Consider the following 13,884-nt stretch of genomic DNA (forward strand, 5'->3'; position numbering starts at 1 on the left):
CGTACCGGGGGGTTCGAAATCATCGTGCACAGACGCACTCTGTCGACCGCGCTCGCGGTCGCACTCACTTTCGGTTCCGTCGCGCTCACGACCGGCGTCGCGAGCACCGCCATGGCGGACGACCAGCGGGACCTGGGCATCGTCTCCTTCGGTGACATCGTCGTGGACGGCGTCCATCAGCGGGTCTTCGTCAGCGACCCGGTCAGCGACCGGGTCGTCGCCACGGACTACCGGGGCAACTTCGTCGCAGAGGTGTCCAACCTGCGCGGTGTCAAGGGCCTGGAGCTGTCCGCCGACTCCAAGACGCTGTACGCGGCGGTGCCCGACGTCCTGAGCGACAAGGCCGACGCGATCGTCGCCATCGACGCGGCCACGGTCACGGTGTCGGCGCAGTACCCGACGGGGGACGTGAACCCCCAGTCCGTGGCCCTCGCGGGCGGCAGACTGTGGTTCGGATACGGCGTCGCAGGTACCGGCAACATCGGCTCGGTCGACCTGACCGACCCGGAGCACAAGGTCACCCTGGACGCCGACGCGGCCAAGCCCTGGAGCGCCGCTCCCCTGCTGGACGCCGCGCCGGGCTCGAACAGCCTGGTCGCGGGCATGCCCGGCCTGGCCTGGAGCGAGTTGGGCGTGTACGACGTCTCGTCGGGCACCGCGACCGCCACCGCGCGCAAGACCGTCGCCGGCAGCGACCTGCGCGACCTCTCGGTCACGCCGGACGGCGGGCGGGTCGTCGTGGCCGCCCAGGACCCGTACAACCACGTGACGTACAAGACCTCCGACCTCACGTCGGACGGGAAGTACTCCAACACCCAGGGGTCCGCCAACGCGGTGGCCGTCGCCCCCGACGGCACAGTCGCCGCGGGCAACGACACGTACTTCGGCCAGGGCCTGAACGTCTACAAGCCGGGCGGCACCACCTCGGTCCGGGACTACGACCTCGTCAACGGGGGCAGCACCGGCCAACTCGCCGCGGCGGGCCTCGGCTGGGCACCGGACAGGTCCCGGCTGTTCGCGGTGACGGCCGCCGGGGACAACAAGTACGACCTGCGTGTCCTGAACAACCCGACCAAGGCCGTCACCAGCGTCTCCGTCACCGCCCCGGCCAAGTCCGACCGGGCGAAGAAGCTGACGGTCAAGGGCAAGCTCGCCAGCAAGGTGGCCTTCCCGGCCGGCACCAAGCTGACGATCACCCGCAAGGACCTGGACAGCCCGAGCGGCCGGAAGATCGGCACGGCGACGGTCGCGGCGAACGGCACGTTCTCCTTCACCAACAGCCCGCCGGCCGGCGGCAAGGTGACGTACGCGCTGTCGTACGCGGGTGACGCCAACCACCTGGCGTCCTCCGGCTCGGACACGGTCGACGTCTCGCGCGCGGCGACCTCGGTCCGCCTCTCCAACAACAAGAAGACGTACGACTACGCGAAGAGCGTCAAGTTCACGGCGCACCTCGGCAAGACGTACAAGAACCGCAAGGTCGAGATCTGGGCCGACCCGTACGGCTCCGACCGGCCCAACAAGCTGGTCAAGGCCGGCACGGTCAACGGCAACGGCGACTTCTCTGCCACGTACAAGCTCACCCGCGACACCCGCCTGACGGCACGCTTCACGGGCGACGCGCGCTACGCGCCCAAGACGGTGGCCAGCACGGTCTACACCAAGGTCAAGGTGTCGACGTCGATCAGCCGCCAGTACAAGAACAAGAGCGTGTACGGCCAGACGTACGCCTACTTCCACCAGGCCACGGTCCCGCTGTTCACCACGTCGATGACGGCGTACCCGAACCGCGAGCAGCGCCTCCAGATCGAGTACTTCTACGAGGGCTCGTGGTACGACGGCGGCTCCCAGTACTTCGGTCTGGACTCGTCCGGCGTCTCCCGCGTGGAACTGGGCGGCACGCACGACATCGGCTACCGCTTCCGCATCCGCTCGTCCTACTTCGACGGCGCCTCGGGCGACAACGTGAACACGACGACGCACGGCGCGTGGAAGTACTTCATCTTCACGAGCTGAGTACCCAAGGTCCGGTGGACCTGAGGGATTGAGGGAACCGGCTGCCTCTCAGCGCACGCTTGACTACGCTGAGTGGCAGCTGGCCTGTCTCAGGGGAAAGGCGCATCATGACGTTGATGACAGAGCGACCGATCACGATAAGCGGCACGGAGCCCCCCAGCTTCGAGGGCTTGCTGGACGCCCTCGACGAGCTTCACGTGCCGGACGGCTACAAGGCCGAGATCGTCAAGGGGAACATCGTCGTGTCACCGTGGTCGAAGGGGTACTACTCCCGCGTCATGAAGTCGGTGCGTCGACAGCTTGAGGAATTCCTCCCCGAGGGCCACCTCATCGATTCGTCGCCACTCCTGTTCGTCTTCCCAGGCGTCGAGCGTGCGTACGGACCGGACATCTACGCCGCGCACGAGCGGACGCTGGAGACCGACAGCAATCGTCTCGACGGAGAAGGCCTTTCCTTCGTCGCCGAGCTGACCTCGGTCTCCACCCGGCTCGACGACCTCACCGACAAGGTCGAGGCCTACGGCAAGGCAGGCGTCCCCGTCTACCTGGTCCTCGACATGCAGGACGAGCGGGCCATCGTGTTCTGCGACCCGTACGACAAGGGGTACCAGGCCACGCACACCAAGCCGTTCGGGGAGAAGCTCTACATCCCCGACCCCTTCGGCTGCGAACTCGACACCGCGGGGTTCCAGGCCCCTCCGGACGAGGACTGACTCCCGGACGGATGAGGGGCACCCCGTTGGCCGGGGTGCCCCTCATCCGTTCTTCCGCGCTGGATCCTGATGCCGGATCTAGATGAACGAGTTGACCTCGATCGTCTCCGTGCGCCCCGGGCCGACGCCGATCGCCGAGATCGGGGCGCCGGACATCTCCTCCAGGGCCCTCACGTACGCCTGGGCGTTCTTCGGGAGGTCGGCGAAGGTCTTGGCCTTCGTGATGTCCTCCGACCAGCCGGGGAGGGTCTCGTAGATCGGCTTCGCGTGGTGGAAGTCGGTCTGGGAGTACGGGAGTTCCTCGACGCGCTTGCCGTCGATCTCGTACGCCACGCAGACCGGGATCTCCTCCCAGCCGGTGAGGACGTCGAGCTTGGTGAGGAAGAAGTCGGTCAGGCCGTTGACGCGGGTCGCGTAGCGGGCGATGACCGCGTCGAACCAGCCGCAGCGCCGGTCACGGCCGGTGGTGACGCCCCGCTCGCGGCCGATGCGGCGCAGCGCGGCGCCGTCGTCGTCGAAGAGCTCGGTGGGGAAGGGGCCGGCGCCGACGCGGGTCGTGTACGCCTTGAGGATGCCGATGACCCGGCTGATCTTCGTCGGGCCGACGCCCGAGCCCGTGCAGGCACCGCCCGCGGTCGGGTTGGACGACGTGACGAAGGGGTACGTGCCGTGGTCGATGTCAAGGAGCGTGCCCTGGCCGCCCTCGAAGAGGACCACCTTGCCGTCGTCGAGCGCGTTGTTGAGGACCAGGACGGTGTCGGCGACGTACGGCTTGAGCCGGTCCGCGTAGGTGAGGAGTTCCTCGACGATCTGGTCGGCCTCGATCGCCCTGCGGTTGAAGACCTTGGTGAGGAGCTGGTTCTTGCCGTCCAGCGCCGCCTCGACCTTCTGCGTCAGGATCGACTCGTCGTACAGGTCCTGGACGCGGATGCCGACCCGGTTGATCTTGTCGGCGTACGTCGGGCCGATACCGCGCCCCGTCGTACCGATCTTCCGCTTGCCGAGGAAGCGTTCCGTCACCTTGTCGACGGTCACGTTGTACGGCGTGATGATGTGAGCGTTACCACTGATCAGGAGCTTGGACGTGTCGACGCCTCGCTCGTTCAGCCCGTTCAGCTCGGAGAACAGGACCGACGGGTCGACGACGACGCCGTTGCCGATGACGGGTGTGCATTCAGGTGTGAGGATTCCGGAAGGGAGGAGATGCAGGGCGTACTTCTGATCGCCCACGACTACCGTGTGGCCGGCGTTGTTGCCGCCCTGGTAGCGCACCACATAGTCCACAGACCCACCAAGCAGGTCCGTAGCCTTCCCCTTACCTTCGTCACCCCACTGAGCACCGAGCAGCACAAGTGCGGGCACGCGCGTACACCCCTTCCGGGCGGGGCATGTCCAAGGCCAGGGGCGTACGTGACAGAGCTGACAGCTCATGCCTCGTACACCGGCGACCATCTTCGGCCGCAACACGTCGGACCCGGATGCCCCGGAATAGACCAAGCCCCTGGCGCAATAGCGCAAGGGGCTCTTGCACAAAGATGCTACCCGAGGAAGCGAGGCATGACCGAGGTGGCGACTTCCGACCAGCTTTTCGTGGTCATCGACCCGGTCGCCCGGCGGACGGACGGCGAGTCTGTACGAATCGCGAAAGACGTGCTCAGCGCGGGTGCGAGAACAAAGGTGTGCCTCCCGGAAAGTCCCGAGGAATTCGCTCGGGCACTGGCCAGGAGGGGTTCCCGGAGGCCGGTGGTGATCGGCGACGACCGGGCCCTGCTGCGTACGGTGGCCCTGCTGCACCGGCAGCGGGAACTGGCCGGATGCGCACTGTCGATCGTCCCGGTGGGCGCGATCGAAGCGCTCTCCCTCGCCCGCGCCCTCGGCGTCCCCACGGGCGCGGTGGCCGCGGCCCGGGCCGTCCTGGAGGGCACCGAACGCCGGCTGGACCTCCTCGTCGACGACAGCGACGGGGTGGTGGTGGGCGCGGTGCGCATTCCGGCGCTACGGGGGCCGGCCGACGCCGACGGCTCCGGCGAGGCCGACATGGACACGGGGGGCGCGGCTCATCCCTGGCTGCGGAGCTGCCAGTCCCTGGTACGGACTCTGGCGGCACGGCCGGTCCGAGGAGCGCGGGGAGCCCGGTCGGCCCCGCTGCCGGGCGGCCCCAGGCCCTCACGGCTGCGCGTCGAGGTGGACGGGGTGACCCTCGTGGACCTCGACCAGCCGGTGGAGGCGGTGACACTGACACCCGGGGTGTCCGGGGGCGCCCGGGTGGAGATCCGTCCGGTGTCGGTGGGGGCGGAGGCGTCCCCACTGGGAGCGGTGGGGGCGCGGGTGACGGTGTCCGGGGCGGATTTCCGGTACCGGGCGGACGCGGGGCTGGTCAGCGGGCCTGTGCGGCGGCGGACGTGGGTGGTGCGGGAGGGGGCGTGGGGGCTTACCTTGCCGGGGTGAGTGCTCGTACTCGTCGACCAGGCCACGGAAGCCACGGGCGACACGGGCGACACGATCCGGTTCGTACCAGCCGGGACGGCCCGGTATGGCGTCCCGGGCCACCGCGTCGCGGCCACTGGCCGCTGCCTTCCGTCCGGGCCACGACGCCCTGAGGACCGCCGAACGGGCCGGAGCCGCGAAAACCGGCTGACTCCGACGGATCCCCCGGCCTACTCTGCACTCCGCGATCACGGCCAGGAGGGGCAGCCATGAGCCAGTACTTCGACATGGGCGACGAGACTCTGTGGAATCCGTCGAACGGGGCCGCCCAGCTCTTCGTCGGGCAAGTCGGGCTGTACGAGGACGTGTTGGGGGTCCCGTCGGGCATCGGGCCGATGGAGAGCGACGAGTGCCAGGTCGACCCGGTCGTCTACGAGGCGTTCGTCGGCGCCCTGCTGACGTGGCGCGACCGTACGCAGCACCGCGTCATCGACGCCCTCAGCGCCGGGTTCATCGCCACAGCGCTGGCCCTTGGGGAACGGGCCCGCATCCGCGTGGACTGGCCGGAACCACGCATGGGCCACGAGGGCCGGACGGACATCGAGGTGCCGGCATTCCCACAGCACGACTGGGCAGGCACCGCACGCGAACAAGCCCGCGAGCTGGACCGGTCCATGGCCCGCTGACCCCCGCTGCCCCTGCCCGTCCCGTCCCGGCCCGGTCTTTCCGCCCGTCCGGGGTCCCCCTGCGAGAGCGATTCGGGGACAGGGCCCGTTCAGGGCGAAGCGGGGTCCGGGGCGGCAGCCCCCAGGGACGGGACAGGTAGAGGCGGCGGGGGCGAATCCGACTCGTCCTTCAGCCCCACCCCTGTCGCCCCCAGCTCCCGCGCCCTCACCATCAGCGCCGCCAGCTTCCCCGCCGCCGTCTCGTACGTCAGGCCCAGCGGGGGCCGGATGTTGGACAGACAGTTGCGGTCCGCGTCCGTGGTCGTACCCGGGCGCGGGGCGTACGTCAGATACGCGCCCAGCGAGTCCGCCGCCGACATGCCTGGCCGTTCGCCGATCAGGACGACCACCATCGCGGCACCCATCGCGTGGGCCACGTCATCGCCGAGGGCGACCCGCGCCTGCTCGGCCAGGATCACCGGCGCCACCCGCAGCCCCGGGTCCAGCAGTGCCGTGGTCGCCCGCACCATCGGCGCCGCGTGCTCGTGCACCGCCCGGCTGGACAGCCCGTCGGCCACGACGAACACCAGATCCCAGTCACCGCCGGGGAGATGCGCACGGTCGATGTCGTCCAGACGGCGCCCCAGGTCGGGGCGCTGGAGGTACGTGAACCGGTCACCGGCGGCGCTGCGCACCCGTACCGTCGGTTCGCCTGTCAGGCCGGCCGCGACGATCTCCGGTTCGAAGGGCGAGTGCACCGCGTCCCGGGCGGCGGCATGCGCGGCCTGCAGCTCCAGGCGGTGGCGGGTGGGGAGGGCCGAGCCCGCGCGGCCCAGGCCGATCCTGGCCTGCGTGTGCCGCCGTAGCGCCGCCCACATCGTGAAGTCATCGGCCACAGCCGACAGTTGACGATCCGTCATGCCGCCAGTTCCTTTCCGATCGCCGTCAGCGGATGTGCCGTACCGGAGACGTCCCGGATCGCTCCCCGCTCGTCCAGCAGGCCGATGCCGTCCAGCCACGCCTCGAACTCCGGTGCCGGGCGCAGCCCGAGGACCTCGCGGAGGTACAACGCGTCGTGGTACGAGGCGGATTGGTAGTTGAGCATGATGTCGTCGCCGCCCGGCGTGCAGATCACGAAAGACGCCCCCGCGACCCCCAGCATCGTGAGCATCGTCGCCACGTCGTCGTCATCGGCGTCGGCGTGGTTGGTGTAGCAGATGTCCAGGCCCATGGGCAGGCCGAGCAGCTTGCCGCAGAAGTGGTCCTCCAGGGCGGCGCGGAGGATCTGGCGGCCGTCGTAGAGGTACTCGGGGCCGATGAAGCCGACCACCGTGTTCACCAGCAGGGGGTCGTAGCGCCTGGCCACCGCGTAGGCGCGCGCCTCCACCGTCTGCTGGTCGACCCCGTGATGCGCGTCGGCGGACAGCGCGCTGCCCTGCCCGGTCTCGAAGTACAGGGCGTTGTGCCCGACCGTCCCCCGGTTCAGCTCCCCCGCCGCCGCGTACGCCTCGTCCAGCAGCCCCAGGGTCACCCCGAACGAGGCGTTCGCGGCCTGCGTACCCGCGATGGACTGGAAGACGAGGTCGACCGGGGCCCCGCGCTCCATCAGGTCCACGCTCGTCGTGACATGGCACAGCACGCAGGACTGCGTGGGGATCGCGTACCGCTGGATGACCCCGTCCAGCAGTTCCAGCAGGTCGCGTACCGCCCTCGGGCTGTCGGTCGCCGGGTTGATGCCGATCACCGCGTCGCCAGAGCCGAGCAGCAGCCCGTCCAGCAGGGCTGCCGCGACACCCGCCGGGTCGTCGGTCGGATGGTTGGGCTGGAGGCGGGTGGCCAGCCGCCCGGGCAGCCCGATGGTCGACCGGAAGGCGGTCACGACCCGCACTTTCCGGGCCACCGCGACCAGATCGGCGTTCCCCATCAGCTTGGACACCGCCGCCACCATCTCGGGCGTCAGCCCGGGCGACACGGCGGCCAGTACCTCCGCGTCCGCCGCCTCCGACAGCAGCCACTCCCGGAACCCGCCCACGGTCAGCGCGGCCACCGGCGCGAAGGCGGCCAGGTCGTGCGTGTCCACGATCAGCCGGGTCACGTCGTCGTCCTCGTACGGAATGACGGGCTCGGCGAGGAATTGAGCCAGCGGCACCTCCGCCAGCGCCCAGCGCGCCGCGACCCGTTGCTGCGCGGAGTCCGCGGCGAGGCCGGCCAGCCGGTCGCCGGAGCGCTCGGGGCTCGCGGCGGCGAGCAGGCGCGCGAGGGAGTCGAAGCGGTAGCGGTGGCCGCCGAGTGTGGAGGTGTACGTGCTCATGGCGACGACCGTACGAGCCACGTGTTGCCGTCAGATTTCTAAAGGTCTGGTTGACAAACATTTAACGCGCCGACACCCTTGAACGACTCATTCGGACTACAGAGTTCCACTCCACCGGCAGCGCATACAGGAAGGGGCCACCCGATGGCAGTGGACGAGGGCGTAGCCCCGGCGGCAGACAGGGACACAGGGACGGGGACCGACGACGACGGTACGGTCCACCGGCTGAAGCCGAACGCGATCGGCCTGCTGGGCGTGGTCTTCATGGCCGTGGCCACGGCCGCGCCGATCACCGCGATGACGGGCAACGTGCCCTTCATGGTGTCGTCCGGCAACGGCATCGGCGCCCCGGCGAGCTACTTGGTCGCAATGGTCGTCCTGGCAATCTTTGCCGTCGGCTTCACGTCGATGGCGAAGCACATCACGTCCACCGGCGCCTTCTACGGCTTCATCTCCTACGGCCTCGGCCGCACGGTCGGTCTCGCCTCCGGGCTCCTCGCGACCTTCGCGTACGTCGTCTTCGAGCCCGCCCTGATCGGCATCTTCTCGACCTTCGCGACCGACACCATCAAGGACCAGACGGGCGTCCACGTCCCCTGGTGGGTGTTCGCGATCGTCATGCTCGCGATCAACGCCACGGGCACGTGGTTCGGGGTGTCGGTGGCCGAAAAGCTGCTGATCGTCCTGCTCGGCACCGAGGTGACGATCCTCGCCGCGATGGCGATCTCGGTCGCCCTGCACGGCGGCGGCCCGAACGGCTTCACCTTCGCCCCGGTCAACCCGGTCAACGCCTTCCAGGGCACCAGCGCCGGGCTCGGCCTCTTCTTCGCCTTCTGGTCGTGGGTCGGCTTCGAGTCGACGGCGATGTACGGCGAGGAGTCCCGCGACCCGAAGAAGATCATCCCCAAGGCGACGATGATCAGCGTCCTGGGCGTCGGCGTCTTCTACGTCTTCGTCTCCTGGATGGCGATCACGGGCAACGGCGAGGCGGCGGCGGTCAAGGCGGCCTCCTCCTCGAACCCCCTCGCCCTGTTCTTCAACCCCACCGAGCAGTACGTCGGCCACTGGGCGGTCGTCGTCATGCAGTGGCTGATGATCACCGGCTCGCTGGCCTGCGGCATGGCCTTCCACAACTGCGCCGCCCGCTACATGTACGCCCTGGGCCGCGAAGGCGTGATCCCCTCCCTCAAGAGGACGATCGGCCGCACCCACGCCGACCACGGCTCCCCGCACATCGCGGGCCTCGTCCAGACGATCATCAGCGCCCTCCTGCTGCTCGCCTTCTGGGCCGCGCACAAGGATCCGTACAACGGTACGTACGTCCTGCTGGCCATCCTCGGCACCATGGCGATCCTCGTCGTCCAGGCCGTCTGCTCCTTCGCGGTCCTGGCCTACTTCCGCAAGCACCACCCGGAGAGCCGCCACTGGTTCCGGACGTTCACGGCCCCGCTCGTCGGCGGCGTCGCGATGCTCGCGGTCGTGGTGCTCCTGGTGTCCAACATGGGCGCCGCGGCGGGCACGGAATCGGGCTCACTCGTCCTCAAGTCGACACCGTGGCTGGTCGCCCTGATCGCGGCGGGCGGCATCGGCTACGCCACCTACCTCAAGTACCGCGCCCCCGACCGGTACGCACTGCTGGGGCGGACGGTGCTGGAGGAGACCAAGGAGCGTTAGCAGCAAGGAAGTTGAGGACTTGGGCTGCCCCAACACCGGTCAGGGTTCCTGAGGCGCCGTACGGCGCCTCAGGAACCCTGACCGAAGGTGTCCTGGCGCGCTCCTCGTGTCCCCGGTCCATCAGCGGGGTCAGCTAGCTCGCCCTCCAGGTACTCGAAGAAGGCGAGCGTCTCAGCGATGCGCCGGGCACCCTCAGCGCCGAGGGTGCATTCAGACGGGTTCCAGCAGATCGACTACGGAGAGCCCGGTTTCACCATTGACGAGTTGGAGGGCCACCTCGGCACGGGCAGCGAGGTCCAGCGGGACAAGGTCTTCGGCATACGCAGCGTGCACGATGCGGTCCAGGCCCGCGCCTACCAGCGGGGCGGCGGTACGTAGCGAGGCTTCCAGTGCCACGCCTCGCGTGGCACCCCCGTGCAGGATGATGTTCCGAGTGCGGTACAGGCGTCGTAGCGCGATCCGGAAGGCGCCCGCCACTTCGTTCAGAACCGGTCGGGGGTCCTGGACGAGGTCGGCCATGCGCTGAGCGGCAGGATTGTCGGAGTATTTGGTGGATGCCCTGGTGAAGTCCAGCGTCTCGGCTCCTTTGACCCTTAGTGCCTCTGCCACCAGTCTGGCGCGTTCCTGATTCGTCGCGCAGGCGTCGATCGCGCGGCTGAGAACGTCTGCGTTCCGGGGCTTGTGACGGTGTGCGAGAGCAGTGAGTTCGGCGCGGGGCCAGGAACAGGCGATGATGGCCGCCATCCGGTCAGCTGCGACCGCTTTACCCGAGCGCTCGTTCTCCTTGGGGTCGTCCGGGTGTGACAGGAGCGATTCCACAGCGGCCCAGGCCCCCGCGACGGCCGGAGCCATCGGACCACGATTGACCGCAGCCGCGAGTTCCAGCGCGTCGTCGATCCGGCTCCGCCGGCTGGTGATCCGGTACAGGTGTCCCTCGTTGACCAGGGTCAGTACATCTGCACCCCGAGCCGGAGGTTCGAGCGGGACGGATCGCGGGTGGCCGGCGACCCAGATATACGGGAGAGGCTCTACACCGCCCCGATCCCTGCGCAGAAACTGGGCGCGTGCGGTCATACGCTCCACCAACTGCCGTGCCTGCTCGGCGGCACTGAACGGGTCGCGGGCCTGAACCTGGTAGAGGAACCCGCCTCCAGGACGGACACCCGATGTGTCGTGGCCGTGCTCGCGCAGCCAGTTCACGACCTGGCCCTTGCCCAGCCAATTCTCCAGCGGCTCGGCAAGCTCCCGCCGGGGCACCTTCTCCAGCACCACCAGCACCTCGAACAAGCCGGCCGGGGTCCTGGCGAGTCCTGCGGCGCTGTCCGCGATGTCGGCCGTGGTCGCACGGACCTGATAGAGATCGTTCGCCCATGCCTTCAAGTGGCTGGCGCTGTATCCCAAATCCAGGAGATGTGAGGCGACCATGCGGGAATAGCGCTCCGGCTTGACGCGCTTCTCGGCAGGAACGTTCACGGCGGCTGCCCAGCGTTGCAGGTAGCCGACCCGCACGTGCCCGATGATCTCCTTGAGCCGCCGACGGGCTGGGCTCGGATCCGGCAGCGGCTTTTTCAGCAGCTCCGTGAGCTCCTTGCGCAGCTCGCGGTCGCCGAGGCCGCGGTCGGGACCGATGAGGGCATTGAGTTCATTGCGCTGCCAATCACACGCGGTCTGTGACAGCACCCCGTGGGCCTGCCAGTGGCCGGCCTCCCACAGTTCCTCCAGCGCCAGCACGGACCCTATGTCCCACAGTCGACGAGCCCACGGCGTGCCCTCGTCGGTGAAGTAGTCCGCCATCCGAGCCAGCACGTGTCGGGCATAGGGATCCGAAGCAGAGAGCGATGACATCGGAACACCGTAGTCGATCACCGCACAGCGTCCTGCCCGTCCGAGAGAGTCCGTGCTATGTTGAGAGCAGACTTGAAGGGGCACTCGCCGTTCTGCGGCCACTGCCCCTTTCTTCTTGCCCTTCGATACCTGCTTCACAGATCGCAAGACCAAAGAGTGGGCCACCCGGACACCCGGCTGCCCTGCCCCCGTACAGCCACAGACCGGTACCGGCCAGCAGGCAGCGCCCCCTATGCCTCCTGGGCCAACCCGATCAAGACCCGCTTCGGACCGCTGCGGCAGTTCACCCTGGCCAAGTCCCACCACCGAAGCCATCCTGCGCAGACCCGGGCCTTGCACCGCAAGCTGCACGGGCGCAACGCCAACGCCTGCCACCCCGACGTGCTCGCCACACAACACTGAGAGCGTGCCCGCATCCGCAGCGAGAAAGGCATCCGCCGGGGTGGACGTGCCAGATGCCCGGCGGCGTGAAGGACAGACAACCGGCACAGCCCACTCCCATAGACGGACCGCGAGGAGCTCTGCATGGACCATCAGGACGTCGATGCCGCCGTGGCAGAGATGCTGCGTGTGCTTGGCCCCCATACCGCCGAGGACTGGACGGTGCCGGCGGGGCCGCTCGAATGGACCTGCTGGCAAACAGCAGCCCACATCGGCCACGACCTGTTGGCCTACGCAGGGCAGTTGGCAGCACAGCCCGCCGACGCCTACCTTCCCATCGACCTGAACGTTCGCCCCACTGCCTCGCCGGCCGAAGTACTCCAGGCCGTCACCGCCTGCGGCGGACTGCTCAGCAGCGCCCTGGCCACAGCCAATCCGACCCTGAGTGCCTGGCACTGGGGCCCGTGTGACCCCGAAGGTTTCGCGGCGATGGGCGTCGCCGAAGCCCTGCTGCACACCTACGACATCACGCAGGGACTGTCGGTCGACTGGCTGCCACCAGCACCGCTGAGCGCAGCAGTACTCAACCGGCTCTTCCCCGCCGCCCCGCCTGGAGACCCCACGCAGGTACTCCTCTGGTGCACCGGCCGCGGAGAACTCGACGGCCTCCCTCGCCAAACCTCATGGAGGTGGGAAGCAGCACGATCAGGCCGATCGAGCTGACCCCGGCGAACGTTCCCGGTCACAGCACCAGGCGAGTTTCAGCCTCGCGCGGAGTGGCCGAACACCCCGGGCTTGGCCCCGGCGATGAACGCCTGCCAGTCGCCGGGGGCGAAGGTGAGCATCGGGCCGGTCTGGTCCTTGCTGTCGCGTACGGCACGGCCGCCGGTGGCGGTGGGGGCCACCTCGACGCAGTTGCTCTGTGTCCCGGAGTACGACGACTTCAGGAAGGGGCCTACAACCTCGGTCACGATGTGTCTTCCTTGGGGGTCCGCAGTGCGCGCCGGATGAGCTTCGCGCTCGCGTCCGGCGCCAGTGCTGCCGAGCGTAGTAGGTCGTAGGCGTTGGCGTAAGCGGTTAGATCCTCGGGCCCTTCGAGGACTGATGTGCCTCGCAGATTCTCCAAGGTGACAGCCTCGACGATCGGCTCCGCGTCAAAGCTGAAGGTGGAAAAGGCAGAGGTCAGGGCCGCCAGCGCACCCGCGCCGAACGGCAGCACTTGCACGGTGACGTTCTTCCGCGTCCCGATCTCAAGGATCGCGGACAACTGGTCCCGGTGAACCTCGGTGCTCACCAAGGGATGCGTGACGACGCCTTCCCAGAGGATGGCGCTGTACGTTGCCCCGCCCTCCTCGATCTTGGCCTGCCGCACCTTTCGCACCTTCAGCAGGTCAGCGACCAGTTCTGGAGCAACATAGTTGGGGTCGGCCGCAATATTTCCCTCCGTGTAGGCCGGAATCTGCAGGAGCCCCGGCACCAGAACCGGCTGCCACTCGCGGATGTATGTCGCGTCGTCCTCCAGCGCGATGTGGTCGAGGTAGTCCGGACGCAGGTGCGCGGCATGTTCGAGCCACCAGCCGCGCCGGTTCGACTGCTTGGCCAACTCCTCCAACTTCACCCGCACTTCGGGTTCATCGGCGCCGTACGCCTTCAGCATCGCCCGAATCTCGATGGGGCGAGCGATGACATGTCCGGTTTCGATGCGGCTGACCCTGGTCTGATGTGCCGCGATCACCTCGGCGGCCTGCGGCTGGTCGAACCCGGCCGCCTGCCGGTACCTCCTTAGCGCAGCCCCAAGTCGCCTGCTGCGCACGGTCGGTCGTCCCCCTGCGGGCATTGCAAACCCCTCTCT

13 protein-coding genes are annotated in these 13,884 nt (G+C 68.6%); 7 read left to right on the top strand and 6 right to left on the bottom strand.

Translation table 11 applies throughout. The features are described 5' to 3' along the window. Positions 1-24: 24 nt before the first annotated feature. Positions 25-2,016, top strand: coding sequence for an Ig-like domain repeat protein (locus tag G3I71_RS04750; protein WP_164312629.1), 1,992 nt, complete (start codon positions 25-27; stop codon positions 2,014-2,016). Positions 2,017-2,123: 107 nt separating this feature from the next. Continuing rightward, the gene (locus tag G3I71_RS04755) at positions 2,124-2,729 is read left to right on the top strand and encodes a Uma2 family endonuclease (protein ID WP_164312630.1); all 606 of its coding nucleotides are present in this window, start codon (positions 2,124-2,126) and stop codon (positions 2,727-2,729) included. Between the two features lie 78 nt (positions 2,730-2,807). On the opposite strand, the gene G3I71_RS04760 is transcribed toward G3I71_RS04755, so the two are convergent. Next, complete coding sequence (locus G3I71_RS04760; RefSeq protein ID WP_164312631.1) at positions 2,808-4,091, bottom strand: adenylosuccinate synthase; 1,284 nt, start codon at positions 4,089-4,091, stop codon at positions 2,808-2,810. Between the two features lie 195 nt (positions 4,092-4,286). Between G3I71_RS04760 and G3I71_RS04765 the strand changes: the two genes are divergently transcribed. After that, the gene (locus G3I71_RS04765; protein ID WP_164312632.1) at positions 4,287-5,177 is read left to right on the top strand and encodes a diacylglycerol kinase; all 891 of its coding nucleotides are present in this window, start codon (positions 4,287-4,289) and stop codon (positions 5,175-5,177) included. Positions 5,178-5,425: 248 nt separating this feature from the next. Further along, the gene (locus tag G3I71_RS04770) at positions 5,426-5,842 is read left to right on the top strand and encodes a DUF6086 family protein (RefSeq protein ID WP_164312633.1); all 417 of its coding nucleotides are present in this window, start codon (positions 5,426-5,428) and stop codon (positions 5,840-5,842) included. An 89-nt stretch (positions 5,843-5,931) separates the two neighbouring features. Here the strand turns inward: G3I71_RS04770 and eutC are convergent, their stop codons facing one another. Then, the gene (eutC, locus tag G3I71_RS04775; RefSeq protein ID WP_164312634.1) at positions 5,932-6,741 is read right to left on the bottom strand and encodes an ethanolamine ammonia-lyase subunit EutC; all 810 of its coding nucleotides are present in this window, start codon (positions 6,739-6,741) and stop codon (positions 5,932-5,934) included. Further along, on the bottom strand, positions 6,738-8,132 hold the full coding sequence (locus tag G3I71_RS04780) for an ethanolamine ammonia-lyase subunit EutB (protein ID WP_164312635.1): 1,395 nt from the start codon (positions 8,130-8,132) through the stop codon (positions 6,738-6,740). The genes eutC and G3I71_RS04780 overlap by 4 nt, the downstream gene beginning before the upstream one ends. 144 nt (positions 8,133-8,276) lie before the next feature. Between G3I71_RS04780 and G3I71_RS04785 the strand changes: the two genes are divergently transcribed. Further along, the gene (locus G3I71_RS04785) at positions 8,277-9,806 is read left to right on the top strand and encodes an APC family permease (protein ID WP_164312636.1); all 1,530 of its coding nucleotides are present in this window, start codon (positions 8,277-8,279) and stop codon (positions 9,804-9,806) included. A gap of 210 nt (positions 9,807-10,016) precedes the next feature. Here the strand turns inward: G3I71_RS04785 and G3I71_RS50185 are convergent, their stop codons facing one another. Then, positions 10,017-11,672 carry a hypothetical protein gene (locus tag G3I71_RS50185; RefSeq protein WP_203729296.1) on the bottom strand — a complete coding sequence of 552 codons (1,656 nt, stop codon included), beginning with the start codon at positions 11,670-11,672 and terminating at the stop codon, positions 10,017-10,019. Positions 11,673-11,807: 135 nt separating this feature from the next. On the opposite strand from G3I71_RS50185, the gene G3I71_RS04795 reads away from it, so the two are divergent. Together G3I71_RS04795 and G3I71_RS04800 are read left to right on the top strand one after the other, a co-directional pair. Then, a complete protein-coding gene (locus tag G3I71_RS04795; RefSeq protein WP_239148889.1) occupies positions 11,808-12,053 on the top strand; it encodes a hypothetical protein in 246 nt (81 codons plus the stop codon). A 123-nt stretch (positions 12,054-12,176) separates the two neighbouring features. After that, positions 12,177-12,755, top strand: coding sequence for a maleylpyruvate isomerase N-terminal domain-containing protein (locus tag G3I71_RS04800; RefSeq protein ID WP_164312637.1), 579 nt, complete (start codon positions 12,177-12,179; stop codon positions 12,753-12,755). 38 nt (positions 12,756-12,793) lie between these two features. On the opposite strand, the gene G3I71_RS04805 is transcribed toward G3I71_RS04800, so the two are convergent. Further along, positions 12,794-13,003, bottom strand: a complete 210-nt coding sequence (locus G3I71_RS04805) for a DUF397 domain-containing protein (protein WP_164312638.1) — start codon at positions 13,001-13,003, stop codon at positions 12,794-12,796. Beyond that, positions 13,000-13,869, bottom strand: coding sequence for a helix-turn-helix transcriptional regulator (locus G3I71_RS04810; protein WP_164312639.1), 870 nt, complete (start codon positions 13,867-13,869; stop codon positions 13,000-13,002). Before G3I71_RS04810 ends, G3I71_RS04805 begins: the two co-directional genes overlap by 4 nt. Positions 13,870-13,884 lie beyond the last annotated feature (15 nt).

This window comes from Streptomyces sp. SID12501 (assembly GCF_010550245.1).
GTDB lineage: Bacteria > Actinomycetota > Actinomycetes > Streptomycetales > Streptomycetaceae > Streptomyces.

Coding starts and splice junctions, on each gene's coding strand:
- G3I71_RS04755 (WP_164312630.1), top strand. CDS start 2,124: ATGACGTTGATGACAGAGCGACCGATCACGATAAGCGGCACGGAGCCC.
- G3I71_RS04765 (WP_164312632.1), top strand. CDS start 4,287: ATGACCGAGGTGGCGACTTCCGACCAGCTTTTCGTGGTCATCGACCCG.
- G3I71_RS04770 (WP_164312633.1), top strand. CDS start 5,426: ATGAGCCAGTACTTCGACATGGGCGACGAGACTCTGTGGAATCCGTCG.
- eutC (WP_164312634.1), bottom strand. CDS start 6,741: ATGACGGATCGTCAACTGTCGGCTGTGGCCGATGACTTCACGATGTGG.
- G3I71_RS04780 (WP_164312635.1), bottom strand. CDS start 8,132: ATGAGCACGTACACCTCCACACTCGGCGGCCACCGCTACCGCTTCGAC.
- G3I71_RS04785 (WP_164312636.1), top strand. CDS start 8,277: ATGGCAGTGGACGAGGGCGTAGCCCCGGCGGCAGACAGGGACACAGGG.
- G3I71_RS04800 (WP_164312637.1), top strand. CDS start 12,177: ATGGACCATCAGGACGTCGATGCCGCCGTGGCAGAGATGCTGCGTGTG.
- G3I71_RS04810 (WP_164312639.1), bottom strand. CDS start 13,869: ATGCCCGCAGGGGGACGACCGACCGTGCGCAGCAGGCGACTTGGGGCT.